This window comes from Komagataeibacter ossonobensis (assembly GCF_057359305.1).
This window is the reverse complement of record NZ_JBXAYQ010000057.1, coordinates 1-15,536: the sequence shown is the minus strand read 5'-3', so window position 1 is coordinate 15,536 and position 15,536 is coordinate 1. Positions and strand designations below refer to the sequence as shown.

The 15,536-nt window shown below is 54.7% G+C and carries 13 protein-coding genes; 8 read left to right on the top strand and 5 right to left on the bottom strand.

All coding sequences use genetic code 11. The features are described 5' to 3' along the window. Together AC1RQ9_RS17225 and AC1RQ9_RS17220 are read left to right on the top strand one after the other, a co-directional pair. On the top strand, positions 1-646 hold a 646-nt coding region (locus tag AC1RQ9_RS17225), incomplete at its 5' end, for a DUF4070 domain-containing protein (protein WP_485987933.1). 201 nt (positions 647-847) lie between these two features. Then, on the top strand, positions 848-2,197 hold the full coding sequence (locus AC1RQ9_RS17220) for a carbohydrate porin (protein ID WP_254511933.1): 1,350 nt from the start codon (positions 848-850) through the stop codon (positions 2,195-2,197). Positions 2,198-2,276: 79 nt separating this feature from the next. Here the strand turns inward: AC1RQ9_RS17220 and AC1RQ9_RS17215 are convergent, their stop codons facing one another. Continuing rightward, positions 2,277-3,818, bottom strand: coding sequence for a carbohydrate porin (locus AC1RQ9_RS17215; RefSeq protein ID WP_129551870.1), 1,542 nt, complete (start codon positions 3,816-3,818; stop codon positions 2,277-2,279). Between the two features lie 558 nt (positions 3,819-4,376). Between AC1RQ9_RS17215 and AC1RQ9_RS17210 the strand changes: the two genes are divergently transcribed. The 3 genes from AC1RQ9_RS17210 (at position 4,377) to AC1RQ9_RS17200 (ending at position 6,437) form a co-directional block, all read left to right on the top strand. After that, entirely contained in the window at positions 4,377-4,859 is a 483-nt protein-coding gene (locus tag AC1RQ9_RS17210) for a hypothetical protein (protein ID WP_129551082.1), read from the top strand. Positions 4,860-5,170: 311 nt separating this feature from the next. Next, a complete protein-coding gene (locus AC1RQ9_RS17205; RefSeq protein ID WP_240906629.1) occupies positions 5,171-5,740 on the top strand; it encodes a cytochrome b in 570 nt (189 codons plus the stop codon). Further along, a complete protein-coding gene (locus AC1RQ9_RS17200) occupies positions 5,730-6,437 on the top strand; it encodes a VIT1/CCC1 transporter family protein (protein WP_159264459.1) in 708 nt (235 codons plus the stop codon). The genes AC1RQ9_RS17205 and AC1RQ9_RS17200 overlap by 11 nt, the downstream gene beginning before the upstream one ends. 292 nt (positions 6,438-6,729) lie before the next feature. Here AC1RQ9_RS17200 and AC1RQ9_RS17195 read toward each other — a convergent pair whose 3' ends face one another. Both AC1RQ9_RS17195 and AC1RQ9_RS17190 read right to left on the bottom strand, forming a co-directional pair. After that, positions 6,730-7,809: an IS5 family transposase gene (locus AC1RQ9_RS17195; protein ID WP_010516652.1), complete on the bottom strand. Its 1,080-nt coding sequence runs from the start codon at positions 7,807-7,809 to the stop codon at positions 6,730-6,732. A 335-nt stretch (positions 7,810-8,144) separates the two neighbouring features. Then, positions 8,145-8,831, bottom strand: coding sequence for a response regulator transcription factor (locus tag AC1RQ9_RS17190; RefSeq protein WP_010517733.1), 687 nt, complete (start codon positions 8,829-8,831; stop codon positions 8,145-8,147). 452 nt (positions 8,832-9,283) lie between these two features. Here AC1RQ9_RS17190 and AC1RQ9_RS17185 point away from each other — a divergent pair, with 452 nt between their 5' ends. From AC1RQ9_RS17185 to AC1RQ9_RS17175, 3 genes are all read left to right on the top strand, one after another. Further along, positions 9,284-10,684 (top strand): sensor histidine kinase, encoded by a 1,401-nt coding sequence (locus tag AC1RQ9_RS17185; protein ID WP_217420388.1) that lies wholly within the window; start codon positions 9,284-9,286, stop codon positions 10,682-10,684. A 194-nt stretch (positions 10,685-10,878) separates the two neighbouring features. Further along, positions 10,879-11,886, top strand: a complete 1,008-nt coding sequence (locus AC1RQ9_RS17180) for a sulfite exporter TauE/SafE family protein (protein ID WP_010517736.1) — start codon at positions 10,879-10,881, stop codon at positions 11,884-11,886. A gap of 202 nt (positions 11,887-12,088) precedes the next feature. Beyond that, a protein-coding gene (locus AC1RQ9_RS17175; protein WP_217420387.1) for an IS5 family transposase occupies positions 12,089-12,885 on the top strand; the annotation gives its coding sequence in 2 pieces (ribosomal slippage) (positions 12,089-12,428 and positions 12,428-12,885; 798 coding nt in all). A gap of 6 nt (positions 12,886-12,891) precedes the next feature. Here the strand turns inward: AC1RQ9_RS17175 and galE are convergent. Together galE and AC1RQ9_RS17165 are read right to left on the bottom strand one after the other, a co-directional pair. Further along, a complete protein-coding gene (gene galE / locus AC1RQ9_RS17170) occupies positions 12,892-13,878 on the bottom strand; it encodes a UDP-glucose 4-epimerase GalE (protein ID WP_275877824.1) in 987 nt (328 codons plus the stop codon). Between the two features lie 160 nt (positions 13,879-14,038). Further along, positions 14,039-15,382, bottom strand: a complete 1,344-nt coding sequence (locus AC1RQ9_RS17165; RefSeq protein ID WP_217420562.1) for an IS1380 family transposase — start codon at positions 15,380-15,382, stop codon at positions 14,039-14,041. Between the last annotated feature and the right edge of the window lie 154 nt (positions 15,383-15,536).

Genomic DNA, 15,536 nt, shown 5'->3' with positions numbered 1-15,536 from the left:
GATTTTCGTCAATGCGGGCTTCATCGTGGGCTTCGACAGTGAAAAGGACAGCGTTGCGCCGCGCATGATCGAATGTATCGAGGATACGTCGATCCCGGTCTGCATGGTCGGCCTGCTTTATGCCCTGCCCACGACGCAGCTGACGCGCCGCCTGCTGGCGGAAGGCCGTCTTTTTTCCGGCAGCGAACAGACGCAGTCGGGTGACCAGTGTACGGCCGGGCTGAATTTCGAGACAAAGCGCCCGCGTCGCGACGTGCTGAACGATTACAGGACGGTGCTGGCGGCGATCTATGACCCGGTTGCCTATTTCGGCCGTGTCCGCAGGCTTGGCCGGATGCTCGGGCGCAAGCGCGCGCACCGGATAATAAAGGGCGACCTGCGCAGCTTTGTCCGGCTTATGTTCCGTATCCACCGCGCAGGACCGGGCACGGCTGGACAGTTCTGGCGCATGATGCTGGACTGTGCCCTGCATAACCCTAGAGCGCTGCCCTATGTGGTGATGACCAGCGCGCTATACCTGCATCTCGGCCCGTTTTCGCGGCAGGTCATTGCCGAGATCGACCGCGAGATCGCGGACGTGGATCAGGGCCGCTGGCAGACTCCGCCCGTTGTACGTCATGTCGAAGCAGAACTTGTGCCCGTCTAAACTGTGTTAAGGGGGGATGAAGGAGTGTACGTTATGTACAATAAAGTCTCTAGTACGTACTGCTTGTTAAAGCATATTTCGTATAAATTACGACATAACGAGGCCATTACACTTATTAAAGTGTATATTGAATTAATGAAAAGAATTATTCAATAAGTAATTTGTTTTTAAGTTTTTATTATACAATGTTATATTCGAAATATGAATTGTGTCTGGTATAATCATTATGATTCATGGTTGCCTATAATTATATTATTGGGGACCTTCCCTTTTGCATATGCTCAGCCGGTTCCCATCAGCGTATTGAGCGCAGGTGTGACTCCCCAACAGAATATTCCTGATCATATTGACCCGCATGCCCATCTATCGGGGAACTGGGGTGGCGTACGGGACTGGTTGCTGGCGCAGGGAATTGATATCCGTATATCCGATACCAATGAATTGTGGTCCAACCCCGTGGGGAGTGCGCAGGCGTCAAATAACTACATTGGCTCTACGGCAGTGGAAATGGTGACGGACCTGCACGCCCTGACCGGCCTGCCACTGGGAACATTCGACATCAGCGCCATGGAAATTCGGGGGCGGCCGTTCAGTAATGCTCCCCTGTATGTTTTCAACCAGACATCAAATATCGAAGCCGATGATAACGCGCGTCTGTACGAACTGTGGTACAGCCAGAAATTCATAGGGGAACGGCTGGCCTTCCGGATCGGAAAGCTGGATCTCGGCCATGATTTCATGGTCAGCAGTGTCGGGCTGAACTTCCTGAATGCTTCTTTTTCCTGGCCCATCTTGGCCGATAATGACCTGTATGACCAAGGACCGGTCTCACCCGTCACCACGCCAGCAATACGGTTACGCTATACCCTTTCCCGACAATGGAACTTTTTGTTTGCGGCTGCTGATGACAACCCTATCGGAGCCCCTTTCATTAACATGAAGGATCCATGGAACCAGAACCGCGACCCGAGTGGCACACGGTTCAATTTCAACACAGGCGCACTTTTCTTCGGAGAGGTCCATTACCGCAGACAAATATTCGGAAGACAGGGCTCATACAAACTTGGTGGCTACTTTGACACCGGACGCTTTCCCGACCAGTCTGATTTCAGAAAAAGCCACAAAACCAACTGGGCGATCTATGGCATCGTGGATCAGACGCTGCAGCATTTCGGGCGAAAAACGGAGCTTGACGCTTTTGTCCGGGGCAACTGGACAGGGGACACCGATCGCAACCAGATAGTCTATGCCATTGATGGCGGGATCGCCCTGAAGGGACCGTTTGGGCGTACAGACGACGTGCTGGGACTTGGAGCAGGTCTGGGAGCGGCCAGTCCCTATCTTGCCCAGGCAGACCGGCGCTCTGGCCTGCCTATGCAAGGCACGGAGTATCATCTGGAACTGACCTATCAGATCCAGGCCACACCGTGGTTCATGCTTCAGCCTGATATCCAGGGCATCGTGTCACCAAGTGGCGGTGTTCTCGATAGCAAGGGACAGCGTGTGCATGACGAAGCCATCTTCGGGTTGCACGGTAACGTGACATTCTGACCCCTGTAATCCTGTTTCCGGGCTTTTTGGGAAAACATGACCTGCTCTGGTTATCCCCGGCTTTCCATTCCAGTTACCGCTAGAAATTTACATTGGTATGCAACCCGAATACGGCTTCATTACCAATGCGGCGCGTCGGACAGGACGGGTCGCCCATACCGCCGGAAGGATTCAGCACGTACTGGAAATCAGGCTGCACGACCATCCATGGCGTGATCTGGGCCTGATAGGTCAGTTCAAAATGGTTTTCGTTTCCCTGAACCAGGGCACCGCGCGCGCGATCATATGCGCGCACGCTCGACGTGGCGCGACCGATACCCCAGCCCAGACCAAGTGAATCATTCATCCTGCCTGAAAAGGGCGCCTTGAGGTTCAGGCCAGCATCAATGGCAAAGCTTATGATATTGCGATCACCGCTATTCCCCGTCGCCCGGACAAACAGGCCCAGTGCACGCGATGCAGCAGGCGACGGACGCCAGATCAACTGGTCGATTATCCCGTAAACCAGCCAGTTTCCCCGGACCTGCCGCGGCGTGCCACCATAGGCATCAAGCGACTGGCCCTGCGTATTATACCGATAATCCGGGAAACGGGCGGTATCATAATATCCCCCAAGCTTATAAACGCCCGATAAGCCCGGATGACTAACCGCATGTGCGCTGTCGCCGGATTGGGGATTGAAGGCATACTGAATTTCGGTGATCAGTAGCGCGCCGGTTCCCATATTGAACTGCGTACCACTACCATCCCTTGTTGTCTGACTGGTAGGGTCCGCCGGGTTTCCGGTCACGCCAAAGACACTGCTATCCTGATTGCCCGACGGATTGTCATCTGCCGCTGCGAACATGACTGTATATTTTTCGCCGGGTCGGTAGCGCAACCGGATTGCAGGGGCAGCAAGGGGCCATGAAGGACCGCCAGCATAAAGATTGACCGATGGTCCCATTGGCCATCCGAAATTGGCATTGAGGTACAGAGACGCGTAATCGCTGATCAGGAATTCCGTATCGAGATCCTGCTGGCCGATCTTGATGTCCAGCGCGCCCCTGAGAAAGGACTGCTGGTACCAAAGTTCAAACAGACGGGTGGAGCGATCCGCCTCAAATCCGCTAATGGGATTGAAATCGGCCAGATGGTCCTGGGTGATGGACCGTCCCCGGATCTGCAGGGCACTGATGTTGAACGTCCCGCCTTTGAGCCCGATCATCTTTTCCAGGTCCGCCATCAGGGTCGGCATGGTAATGCCGATATAGGAAGGGCCCGTGCCCGATCCCCTGCCATCGCCGTTGGTACTGGCGATCCCGCCCGTAGCGTTGCCCCATAGCTCGTTGACATCCTGAATGCTCAACGTCATGCCGTAACGGGCCAGCCATGGACGCAGCCCCCCCATATCCCCCAGCAGGCTCCCACCGGCAGACGGCATATCCTGGCTCTGGCTGGTCGCGATTGCGCCCGTTTGCCAGGAATCACGCGTGGTCGCCGGGTCGCTCTGGGCCAGGAGAGGAGCGGAGCGGCCCAGACGGGCCTGCCCATCCGCAATGGCGGTCTGGGCATGACCCGCGACGGAGATGAAACTGCCGACACTCCAGACGAAAATTCCCTCACATACGTGCCGGAACAATCCGGTAATGGAAACTGCCGGAATCCTGCGTGATGTCAGTTCGCACGGTCGCAAATGATTCTCATATGATCGCAAAAAAACGTCGTAATCCAGACCAGTATCATACACCCGGCCTTCTTTCCACAACATGATATTTTTGTTAAATACTCAATACGAATAAAAAAGGATTATAATATTATTTCGTACCTGTAATTTTACTTTACTCTCTCGTGAAAAATCCGCCTGAAGGCTGTTCTTATTTTTTCCATAGACGAAAACACATAGCGGAAAATAATTTATCTCCGCTGAAGCTTTTATGAGAAGCAGTTCAGACGTCGCACGTCGGTTACCTGCACAACATGGTCGTCTCCCTGCCTGGGAATACTGAATAGCAGACTGTTCCCTAAAAGTATCGGCTGCCCTACACTCCTCGTAGTGGCTGGTCTTCTGCCACAAGTCGATCCCCCGTAACCTGATTTCCCCTGTTCAGGTTCACGTCATGTTTGCGTGTTACAGGAACAGAAAGCATCGACATGCTGGCATGGACAGGGTCGGATGGCGGGAGGCCGGACACATATTATGAGATTGATAGTGCATTACGGATTGGCGATCCTGATGATGATCAGCATATCTGGCTGTGTAGCCCACGCCGAAACAGATACAGAAACAGATGGTATTTGCGAGACAGTGGAACAGGGTATCCGCCTGCATGTCGACGGCATGTACGGCGGATATCCCCATTCCGTCCTGCGTGATGCGGTGCTGGGGAGCATCGCCTGCCCGTCGGGAGACGCCGAACTACACGCTTTCCACGCCATCGCCACCCCACCGCCGCATATGCGCATTTCCGTTATGCGCCCTACGGGACAGGGACAGCAGGGATCGCTGTCCGTCATGCTGTTTTCGCAGGGACATTTCGTTATCGGCGAACGGATGTCCCTTTCTCCTTTCTCACGCACCCAGTCCCCTTTTTCAGTAAAGGCGGACATCAATCTCGCAACAGCGCGCCTATGGAGTGATCTGGCAAACCGGATCGCACAGGGAAAACCAGCCATTCCGTGATGCGCAGACGCGATCGGTCCGCCATTTGTAATCCGGTTTGCTGCGCCGCGCCGTAGCGTGCGCATCTTCTGCCAGGTTACGGACCGCATGCTCCTCACAGGTATAGCAGCGATAGATTGTCGACCCCACTGGTCGCCGTGACATGATCGAACAACCCCTTTGCCTGCTGTGGAGATATGGACCGCTCCACGTAGGAACAGTGTCCTTGGCATTGCCACCAACATAACCATGTAGATGGATCCCGGCCTGCAGCGGCATTTGTCGCCTGTCCGTTCAGGTTCGCGTCATGTTTGAACGATATGATCGTCCGGATGAACAACAGATCCAGCCTTTCCCCCGCGCGTTATGACGTACCGACGATCATTTTCCACTGGGGTTGCGCGGCCATTATCGTGCTGCAGTTCGCAACCGCGAATTTATGGGGGCTGTTCCAGAACCCGCTACATCATCAACTGGTGGTCACCCACCTGACGGCTGGCATGGTACTGAGCGTTCTGTTTCCCGCCCGCCTGCTGTGGCGACTGGGTTGGGGGCGGCATATCCGCGCCGCTGATCGCTGGCTTGATGCCGTGCTGGCGCGTAGCGTGGAATATAGCCTGTATGGACTGGTCTTTCTGGAAATCTTCCTCGGATATATGTGGCGGTGGGGCAACGGACAGGCCATGAGCTTCCTGTCTATTCAGTTCATGCCGCCTTTCGGCAAATTTTCAGCATCGACCATCAGCCTGCTGCACTGGCTGCACCAGTGGAACGGCTGGCTGATCATTGTGCTTGCCACGGGCCATGCACTGGCCGCGTGTTTTCATTACTTTATTCTCAGGGACGATGTTTTTCAGAGAATGCTAGGTACAGGGGATATATCCGATGAATATGGAAAGTAGAACACCGCCACGCCCCAAGGAGATCCACGCAACATCCCGACTGGGCTGGCTGCGGGCCGCTGTCCTGGGGGCTAATGATGGCATTCTGTCAACATCCAGCCTGATCATTGGCGTTGCCAGCGCCCACGCGACACAGGGAAGCATCCTGCTGGCAGGCATTTCCAGTCTGGTTGCCGGGGCCATGTCCATGGCCGCAGGGGAATATGTGTCCGTCAGTTCGCAGGCGGATTCAGAGAAGGCTGATCTCGCCCGCGAAAAAAAGGAGCTTGGTAGTAGCTGGGACGCCGAAGTGAGCGAACTGGCTGGCATATACCGTCAGCGCGGACTGGATGATATCCTGGCCCGCAAGGTTGCCCTCCAGCTCATGAAACATGATGCGCTGGGCGCCCATGCCCGTGATGAACTTGGTATTTCCGAGGCCACTGCGGCACGTCCGGTACAGGCAGCTTTGGCATCGGCGGGCGCGTTCTCCTCCGGAGCCATACTGCCCGTGCTGGCGGCCCTGCTGTCACCAGTCGGCGTGGTGTCGTGGAGTGTATCCGCCGTATCCCTGATTGGCCTGGCAGTGCTGGGAGTAGTGGGCGCGCGGGCAGGTGGAGCATCACCATGGCGTCCGGCAATGCGGGTCATATTCTGGGGCATCGTAGCGATGGCCATGACGGCTGCCATCGGCCGGATATTCGGAGTACAGACATGACGTATTGAATATTGCCATATATTAAATGAATTGAAGGATGTCATGAATATAATTCTTGTTATCGTTCTATCGAAAGCCGTTGTTTCAATATTTTGTATACGACTTGTCTTTTATTTATATCGCGACGAAAATAATATGAAATCCTACAGAAATAAATCTGGAGGGATCGAAGAACCGTTGGTTGATGCGCCTGGCTCGTGATTTCAGGGTTTTGGCGATTTGATTTACGGTTTTTGGGGTAGCTTTTGATCTGCGTTTTGAGCAGATCGGGGACTGCCCTCCCGCTGGATGACTACGCGCTCGCGTTCAACCTTTCGAGGAAGAGGAAGCGGCGCATGTTGTAGACGATATTGGCCAGCCCGATCCTCATGGTGGCCCGGGTGATACCGACAGTTCGGATGAACAATCCCGTCTGTGATTTCTGGTCGGCAAAGACGTGCTCGACGCGTGATCGGATCACGGACTTTCCAGCATTCGATTTCTGGATATGTCGGGGCATAGGCTTGAGATGCGGCTTTTTTCTGTGAACCTTTGAGACAAAACCCTCTTTGTCCATGAAGTCCTCATTCGCTTTCGAGCGATAAGCTGTATCAGCCCAAACGCTTGAGGCCGTATTGGTTTTATCTAACAGCCCCTCTCTCAATCGCGCACCATCACTGGCGGCGGCATCCGTCGTCTTCCATTTTCGGATGAACCGAAACTTCCGGTCGATGGAGATGTGGGATTTGTAGCCAAAGAACGGGATGGCGAGATCGCTCGACGGTATGGTTCCATCGTCCTGCCGCTTCGCCTTCGTGAACTTAAGTGTCCATCGTGCATGACGATCCTTGTGCGACATCTTTGCGGGCTTGTCCTGCCAGTCTTCTGGAATACGTCCCGCCCGGAGATCCGCTTTCTCCCCTTTGGTATTGCGCTGCTTTGGCGCTGCCACCAGCGTGGCATCCAGGATCTGGCCGGACATCGGCAGATACCCAGCGTTACGCAGGGTGGCGTCAAAGCGCTCGAACAGCTTCTGGATGGCGCCTGCCTCGGTCAGACGCTCGCGAAACAGCCAGACCGTTTTGGCATCGGGCACCCGGTCCGACAGTCCCAGACCGAGGAAACGCATGAAGGACAGGCGGTCGTTGATCAGATATTCCGTTCGCTCGTCGGAGAGATTGTTCAGCGTCTGGATGACCAGGATCTTGAACATCAGCACCGGATCGAACGGGGGACGGCCGCCTTTGCTCCTGTCTGAATAGGCCAGAGCCTTCTCCAGATCAGGGCGGAACGCCTCAAAATCCACAGTCCGGGAAAATGCCTCCAACTGATCGCCAAGCCCGCTTAACCGGGCAAGCCGCTCGTCAACATCAAAGAAACCCGGCTGCTTCATGAGCCATCCCCCCAATCATCACACAAGGTATGGAATCACAGCCACCAATTCAGAGCCAAGGGGTTTTTCGAACCCTCCATCTATGAGATAATGCTATTCTGGAAATGGATAGCGGTCATAAGCTTTAATTAATTTTCAATTCAGAGCAAGACAACCATGGATACCCTGCTCTTCCTGCTGGAACCGGATCGTATGCGTGGTTGTCTCCGTTTCGTTGTCGCTGCCATCATTGATGGCCAGCTACCCACATGCCATGGTCATCCTGCCTGCTTACTCATATCATCCAAGATGACTGAACCGGCCATGCATGGAGGATCATCCTATGCCGCCAGGGTTCACGCTCTCATGACATAACCGCTGCCCCTGACGGTATGGATCAAGGGTTGACCATCCTGTCCCAGTTTTTCCCGCAAGCGGCAAATGTGCGTTTCGACGATGTTCGTACGAACCGGGAAGTCCATATGCCAGACATCCTTCAGCAACATTTGTCGGGAAAGCACTGTGCCGGCATTTCTCATGAAATATTCCAGTAATTTCAGTTCCTGCGGCTGCAGAAGAACCTTTTCGCCATTCCGTGTCACCGCAAGCGTCAGCAGGTTGAGCTCAACGTCAGCCACATTCATTATTGTTGCATGCTGGAAGGTGGATGATCGACGAAGCAGTACCTGCACGCGCGCGACAAGCTCGCGTAACGCAAATGGCTTGACCATATAATCATCCGCGCCATGCCGCAGACCGGCGACACGGCTTGGCACACCATCCATCGTCGTCAGGAATAGCACAGGCGTCGTGATGGCATGGGAGCGCATGCGCATGAGAATTGTCAGTCCATCCAGGCCAGGTAGCATCCGGTCCAGAATAATGATATCCCATGGTTGCGACAGAGCATACTGTGATCCATCAGACCCATTCGCAACAGAAACCACGTCAATTCCACTTTCCTCCAGTCCCTGTCGCAGGTAATTCGTGGTTGCATGGTCATCTTCAACCAAAAGCAGGCGGGGACGTGTTATCGGCATCATGAATGCGGGCCAATCGACAAATTCTGCGTCCCGCCCAGCGGGACTGATTTCCCAATCAGGTTATCAGGATCATTGTTACATGACACCATTCATGATGGCGGACTGGCAATGATTGGCATTTTTTAATGTATCGATCACGCCATCAGAAATGGAAGCCGAAGCCAAAATGACAATATTAATCAAAATATTTATTATAAATAATAATGTATATACGTTTCCTATCATACAATATGAAACAGATACTACGTTCACATAGGTGTCCGAAAAATAGAAAAGGCGATAAATTCTTTCCAGCCCGGACAAGGCTAGGGGTTAATGCGGAGAGGCCATTCAGGTAAACTCAGGTCTCAGGGCGTGCCTGCGACGATCCGCCCTCTCAAAATCAGGGGCGGAAGAATCTAGACCGGTCATCCATATCATGAAAGGATGTAGCTATATAATGGATATATCCAATGATGTTCTGGTATAGGATATCCCGACGCCAGAATATGGCGATACGACGCGTCATCGCCAGTACATCATTTCGTATCGTCACGCTGTTTGCCAGCCTTTTTATATTGGGCGGCATGTTCATGACCGTGACGTCAGGCCTTTACAGCCAGTCGACCTTGCGCCAGCAGATCCGCCGGGAAGTAGAGAACGAGGGTCATGAGACATTTGCAGATGCTGGCGTTGCGGATGTCCGTCATCTGCTGCCGGTAGTGCAAGGACTGGTAGAACATGAACCCGGTTTCCATTATCTGCTTCAGGATCCAGGACAGGTTATTGTCGCAGGCAACATGCTGCATCTACGACCGCTGCCTGGCGAACGCTGGCTGGCGTGGTCCCATCGCCTTCCCCGGGAAACGAACCGGAATATCGTTTATGGAATAGGCTATATACTTGACGACGGCGGCTACTACTTCATTGGTATAGACGCATCATCCCTGACGCACCTGCAGCATGCATTATGGACAACAATCCTGTGGGAAATCTTAGGGTTCGGCTTTATCGGCATTGCCGGTGGCCTTTTTCTAAGCAGTCTGATCCTGAAATGGATCGAGACCATAAGCCTGACGGCACGCAGCATCATGCAGGGTGACATGTCGCGCCGCATCCCCCTGCGAGGCACGAACGATGAGCTTGATCACCTTTCGGAGAGCCTCAACGCGATGCTCGACCAGAATGAATCCCTGATTGCCAGCCTGAAACAGGTCTCCAATGACATCGCGCACGACATGCGCCTTCCGCTAGCACGCATGCGCCAGAATCTTGAACGTGCCATTCTGGCACACGCGCCTTCCGATACCATGCATGAGCAGGTCGAGTTTGCAATCGAGGATCTGGATGCCGCATTGGAAATATTTTCCTCGCTACTCAAACTGGCGCAGCTTGAATCGGGAGCATGGAAGAACGAGATGGAGTTGCTTGATCCCGCCCAACTGCTGAAATCAGTTCTTGAGCCGTATCGATCCGTCATAGACGACCATGGACAGTATCTGGCAACCGAAATCATTCCCGCCTGCCCCACAATAACCGGTCATTCCGTCCTTCTGCGACAGGCATTTTCCAACTTGATTGAGAATGCCATACGCCACACACCCGGCCAGACTACCGTTAGCGCTACCCTAACGTCATCAGATAACAGTATCCACGTAGAGATAGCCGATAACGGCCCCGGCATTCCAGCCGAGGCTATGCTTCGGGTATTCGACCGCTTTTTCCGTCTTGATACAAGTCGTACGCACGATGGTAATGGGCTTGGACTCAGCATGGTGAAAGCCATCGTCCGGCTTCATGCTGGCTCAATCATTTTATACGATAATAACCCAGGCTTAAGATGCGTCATTAAACTACCCATAAAGATTCAATAATCCGCCAGACTTTACCGAAGAGCAGATTTCCTAGCCGAAAAAGCTGACACGAGTTCTGTCGGAAGATTGGGACATTGTAAGCTGACATTCCCTTGAGCTTTCGTCAGATGTAATAACGCTACCTGTATCCTTGCGACGTAGGCGCCAGCCATGCTCCCGGCGTCCAGGGACCGAAATCTGGAGTCACACGACCAATGCTGCTCTGGTTCCTGATACTGGTCGCATCAACCGCTGCATTCGGCCTGAGTGCCGTGTCCGGTGGTGGTGCCGGGCTGATTCTGATGCCCCTGTTGGGGCTGGTGCTGCCCGGCAACCAGGTACCCGCCACCCTGTCGATCGGCACGGCCGCCAGTTCAGCAGCACGCATCGTCTCATTCCGAAATGCGATCCGGTGGGATATCGTCCGTCATTTCGCGCCTACTGCATTACCATTCGCCGCCCTCGGCGTCTGGGCTTTGAGTCGTGTGAATCCAGTCTATCTGTCGCTGCTTCTGGGCCTGTTCCTGCTAGGGAACCTTCCCCTTCTCTTCCGTAAGCCCGCCCCCAACGTCGCTGTGAAACCAGTCCATGTTGCCCGATTACACGTACTGGGCGCTGCCGCCGGTTTCATTTCCGGGTTTACCGGGGCGGTCGGTCTGGTTTTCAATGGGTTCTATTACCGGCTTGGTCTGCGGAAAGAAGAGATTGTCGCAACACGCGCCGCCAACGAAATCATGCTACATCTGCTCAAGGTCATTCTCTACGCCGCATTTGGCTTGCTGAGTGCCCGGGCTGCTGTCGCGGGCCTCGCCGTAGCGATGGCAGCAATCCTGTCCTCAATCCTCATGAAGCACCTGTTGCCATACCTGCATGACCGTCTGTTCCATCATATCGGTCATGCCGCCATGGTCGTCGCGGGCGTCATGATGGTAATCGCCGCCGGCGGCCAGATCGCGCGACAGGAGGACGTCACATTACATTTTGCCCACGCAGCCGAAGAGGTCACAGCATCCCTGTCATGGCAACAACATACATTCGCAGTGGAGTGGGAAAATGGTGACGAACTGGAATTGAGCCATCGCGTGCGTCTCCCGTCGGCTACTTCCCCCGACCTCTTCCAACCCCATGGCTTCGTCCTGCATGTTTCGCCACGCACTGGAATACAGGCCGTTCGGGTCTGGGGAAGTAGCCGCACGAATAGCCGCCCAGCAACCCCTTCATGAAGTAGATCAACTGTTTACTTTAGCACTTTCCGTTTCCATGGCCTGACCGCATGCACCATGCGATGCGTTCTTAAAAAAGGATTTCCTGATGATTGGTCGCATGTTTCCCGCCGGTACGAGATTCGTACAGAGCGCTAGTATGACTACTGCCCTGCTCGTTCTAGGGCCTGTTAGATCTTGAATTTCTTCCCATATTGTAGGGATGGAAGAAGGAGACAGAACAGGCACCTTTACGGACGAGACATGGGCGATCTGGGAACCTCTGATTGAGGCGGTTCGCCCAAGGGGCAAGACGCCGCCCCATGATCTGCGGCGTACGATAGCAGCAATTTTCTGGCGCCATGAGAATGGCGCGAAATGGCGGAGCATCCCCGCTGAACTGGGGCCGTGGTGGCGGGCGGCGCAGCTTTTCATCCGCTGGGCGAAACTCGGCGTATGGGAACGCCTGCTCGAACTGGTTCAGGAACAACAGGGAGTGGCGTTCGGAATGACTTTTCTGAATGGTACGAACATCAGGGCTCACCACAAGGCGGCGGGAGCCCAAAAAAAGGGGCCTCTTTCGAAGAGCGGGACCATCGTGAAGCACTTGGCCGCTCTCGCGGCGGCTATGGCACGAAAGTCTGCGTGATAGCAGACGGGCATGGAAAGGCTGTTGGTTTTGCCCTGGCGCCCGGCCAGGCCCATGAACTGCCGCTGGCTCCAGATATGCTCGATAGCCTTCCCGCCATTCCTTTGTGGGTGGTGGCGGACAAGGGCTATGCCTCGGACGCCTTCCGTGAACGTATCTGGGACATGGGAGCCCGACCGGCCATTCCCGCAAAACGACGCGATGCGCCAGTTGCCTGCCCCAGATGGGTCTATCGGTGTCGGCACCTGGTCGAGAACCTCTGGGCCCGTCTCAAGGAGTGGCGTGCTGTTGCAACCAGATACGAAAAAACAGCAACGTCGTTCCTCGCGGTCATCCACATCGCTGCCGCAGTAGACTGGATCAAGCCCTAACAGGCCCTAGTCATAATAGCCATCCGGATGCTTCTCGCGCCAGGCCAAGGCAGTCTCCACGATAGCATCAATATCCCGATAATGTGGGAGCCACCCGGTTTCCTGATGCATGCGGGAAGCATCAGCGATCAAAACAGCAGGATCGCCTCGTCGGCGATCTGCCCACTCCCAGGAGACTTTGCGACCGCTGACGCGCTCGACACTTTTGACAACATCCAGATTGGTAAAGCCAATTCCATTTCCCAAATTATAGGAAACTGACGATTCATCCAACTTATCAATAACTCGGATATGCGCATCAGCTAAATCCGTAACATGAACATAATCACGCACACAAGTGCCATCGCGCGTATCATAATCGCTGCCAAATATTTTAAGTAATTTATTCCTTCCGAGCGCTACGTCGATAGTTAAAGGAATCAAGTGATTTTCCGGCCGATGATCTTCACCAATACGTCCTTGAGGATCCGCACCGGCAGCATTAAAATACCTTAGGCAAGCACTTCGCATTCCATAAATACGGTCTGCCCAGCTCAACGTCTTTTCAATAAAAAACTTGCTATCTCCGTATGGAGAACTCGGATTTATAACGGTGCTTTCCGATGCTTTTGTTGATTTTATTTCTTCTCCAAATAAAGCCGCTGTAGAAGAAAAAACGAACCGCCTGACATTACAATCCACGCAAGATTCAATAACGTTAAGAGAGTTCATCGCATTATACCGCAAGTAATGGAATGGGGTCCGCATGGAATCTCCCACCGATGAAAGCGCAGCAAAATGCAAGACTACATCCCAGTTTTCTGAAGCTATAGCGTTACGAGTGGCCGTAATATCTGCCAGGTCAATATTCCAGAAACGTGCTCCTTCAGGAATGGCAGATAAATGACCAGTACTAAGATTATCGAGAACAACGACATCATGGCCTGCATCCAATAAACTGATTACAACGTGGCTACCTACATAACCAGCTCCACCCGTAACAAGGCACTTCATTGACGGTTAGCCCATCGTATTCACGGGTCATGACTTTTTGAGGTTTCCTGATTTTGGACGTGGGGGGTCTACGCGATCCTGGGAGCTGATTTCAGAGTGAGGATTGGTCGGCGCTTGAGTTGGCGAGCTGGGGCGGGTTCCGGGGCGACAGCCCCGCCTGTCACGGTCCGGCGGGTTGCAGACCCCGGGCGATACCGGCGAACAGTGCGGCTTCGGGGCATGCTGCGGCGAATGCGATGCGAACCCGGGTTGCGGTCTCGATGACCCGGCCGGCGACCTTGATCAGGCGCATGCGTAACGTGGTGAATTCGGCCGTGGCGAGCGGCTGGGGTATGGGGATGGCCTCGCGCACCGTCAGCATCAGCCAGTAGGCGGCGGTGTGCAACACGAGGCGGACCTGATTTGCGAGAGGCGAGCGACAGCTTGTCCGGTCTGAGGCCAGTTGCCCCTTGTGCAGCTTGATCAGGTTTTCCGCCTGTCCCCGGGCGCAGTAGAGGGTGTCGTAAAGCCATTCGGCATTCCCGCCACGCAGGTTGGTGACGACACAGCGTATATCGAGCCCCAGCGTGGTGGCTTCGATCCTGGCTGCGACCCGGCGTCGGCATCCCCATGATTTCGCGCCATAGCGGATCTCGGCATAACGGCGCAGTTTCGGGACCAGGGTCTCGGCGCGCCGGACCCTGACATCGTCGGCGGCAGGTTCGAGCAACCGGTGCAGTACGACGTTGCCCGGCAGACCGAAGATATAATCGACGTCATTGGCCTCGCACCACGTCATCACCTCGGGTCGCCCGTAATGACCGTCCCCACGGATGGTCAGCCGCGTGGCAGGCCAATGACGGCGGATGCGCCGTACCAGACGCCGAAGGTGGCATCGGACCTCCTGGCCGGACGGTGTCTTTCCCGGCCGCAGCACTACGGCGACCGGGCGCGAGGTGGCTATATCGTAGACATGGATCGGCATGAAGCAGCGCTCGTCGTGATGCGCGTTGAAGAGCGCAAGCTGCTGGTGGCCATGTACGACATCGACCGTATCGTCGATATCCAGCGTCACCGCATCCGGCGGTCGGGGATAGCTGTCACACCAGGCATCGACCAGCGCGTAACTCAGGCGGATAACCTCGCGCAGGGTCGGGGCGTTCTCCCAACGCGATACGGTGGGCTGCGAGCACAGATCACGCCCTGTATCGGGCAGACGGCCGCACGCGAGCTTGAACCCGGGATCGGTGCGCAGGTGATCGAGGTCATCGGCATCCTCGTAACCGCAGGCAATGGCCAGCATGCGGGCGCGCAGGATGTCGGCAACGCTGTGCGTCACCAACAGCGGGTTGCGCGGGTCGGCGATGTTCCGGGCCAGACGATCGGCGATCCTGATCCGTCGCTCGACAGCGGCCAGCAGCATCACGCCTCCATCAGACGTGATCCGGCCACCATCAAACGCCGCCGTGACTTTTTTGCGCCCAACGGCTGGAAACAGGAACGGTGGAACCGTATCATCGGACATGGCGGGTGTGGCTCGGCGTGATCGTGTGACTGGATGGCTTCGATACCCAATCCGTAAACACTTTCAGAACCTTACGCGATACCCGCCACCAGACGCCCAAAAGAACCGTGAATAAGATGGGTTAGCTTTCCGAGATCGCAGAGAAAAATGTTTT

What these genes read in the sequence shown, in the direction of transcription:
- AC1RQ9_RS17205 (WP_240906629.1), top strand. Translation starts at nt 5,171, where the DNA reads ATGAACAACAGATCCAGCCTTTCCCCCGCGCGTTATGACGTACCGACG.
- galE (WP_275877824.1), bottom strand. Translation starts at nt 13,878, where the DNA reads ATGAAGTGCCTTGTTACGGGTGGAGCTGGTTATGTAGGTAGCCACGTT.
- AC1RQ9_RS17210 (WP_129551082.1), top strand. Translation starts at nt 4,377, where the DNA reads ATGAGATTGATAGTGCATTACGGATTGGCGATCCTGATGATGATCAGC.
- AC1RQ9_RS17200 (WP_159264459.1), top strand. Translation starts at nt 5,730, where the DNA reads ATGGAAAGTAGAACACCGCCACGCCCCAAGGAGATCCACGCAACATCC.
- AC1RQ9_RS17185 (WP_217420388.1), top strand. Translation starts at nt 9,284, where the DNA reads ATGATGTTCTGGTATAGGATATCCCGACGCCAGAATATGGCGATACGA.
- AC1RQ9_RS17190 (WP_010517733.1), bottom strand. Translation starts at nt 8,831, where the DNA reads ATGATGCCGATAACACGTCCCCGCCTGCTTTTGGTTGAAGATGACCAT.
- AC1RQ9_RS17195 (WP_010516652.1), bottom strand. Translation starts at nt 7,809, where the DNA reads ATGAAGCAGCCGGGTTTCTTTGATGTTGACGAGCGGCTTGCCCGGTTA.
- AC1RQ9_RS17180 (WP_010517736.1), top strand. Translation starts at nt 10,879, where the DNA reads ATGCTGCTCTGGTTCCTGATACTGGTCGCATCAACCGCTGCATTCGGC.
- AC1RQ9_RS17220 (WP_254511933.1), top strand. Translation starts at nt 848, where the DNA reads ATGAATTGTGTCTGGTATAATCATTATGATTCATGGTTGCCTATAATT.
- AC1RQ9_RS17165 (WP_217420562.1), bottom strand. Translation starts at nt 15,382, where the DNA reads ATGTCCGATGATACGGTTCCACCGTTCCTGTTTCCAGCCGTTGGGCGC.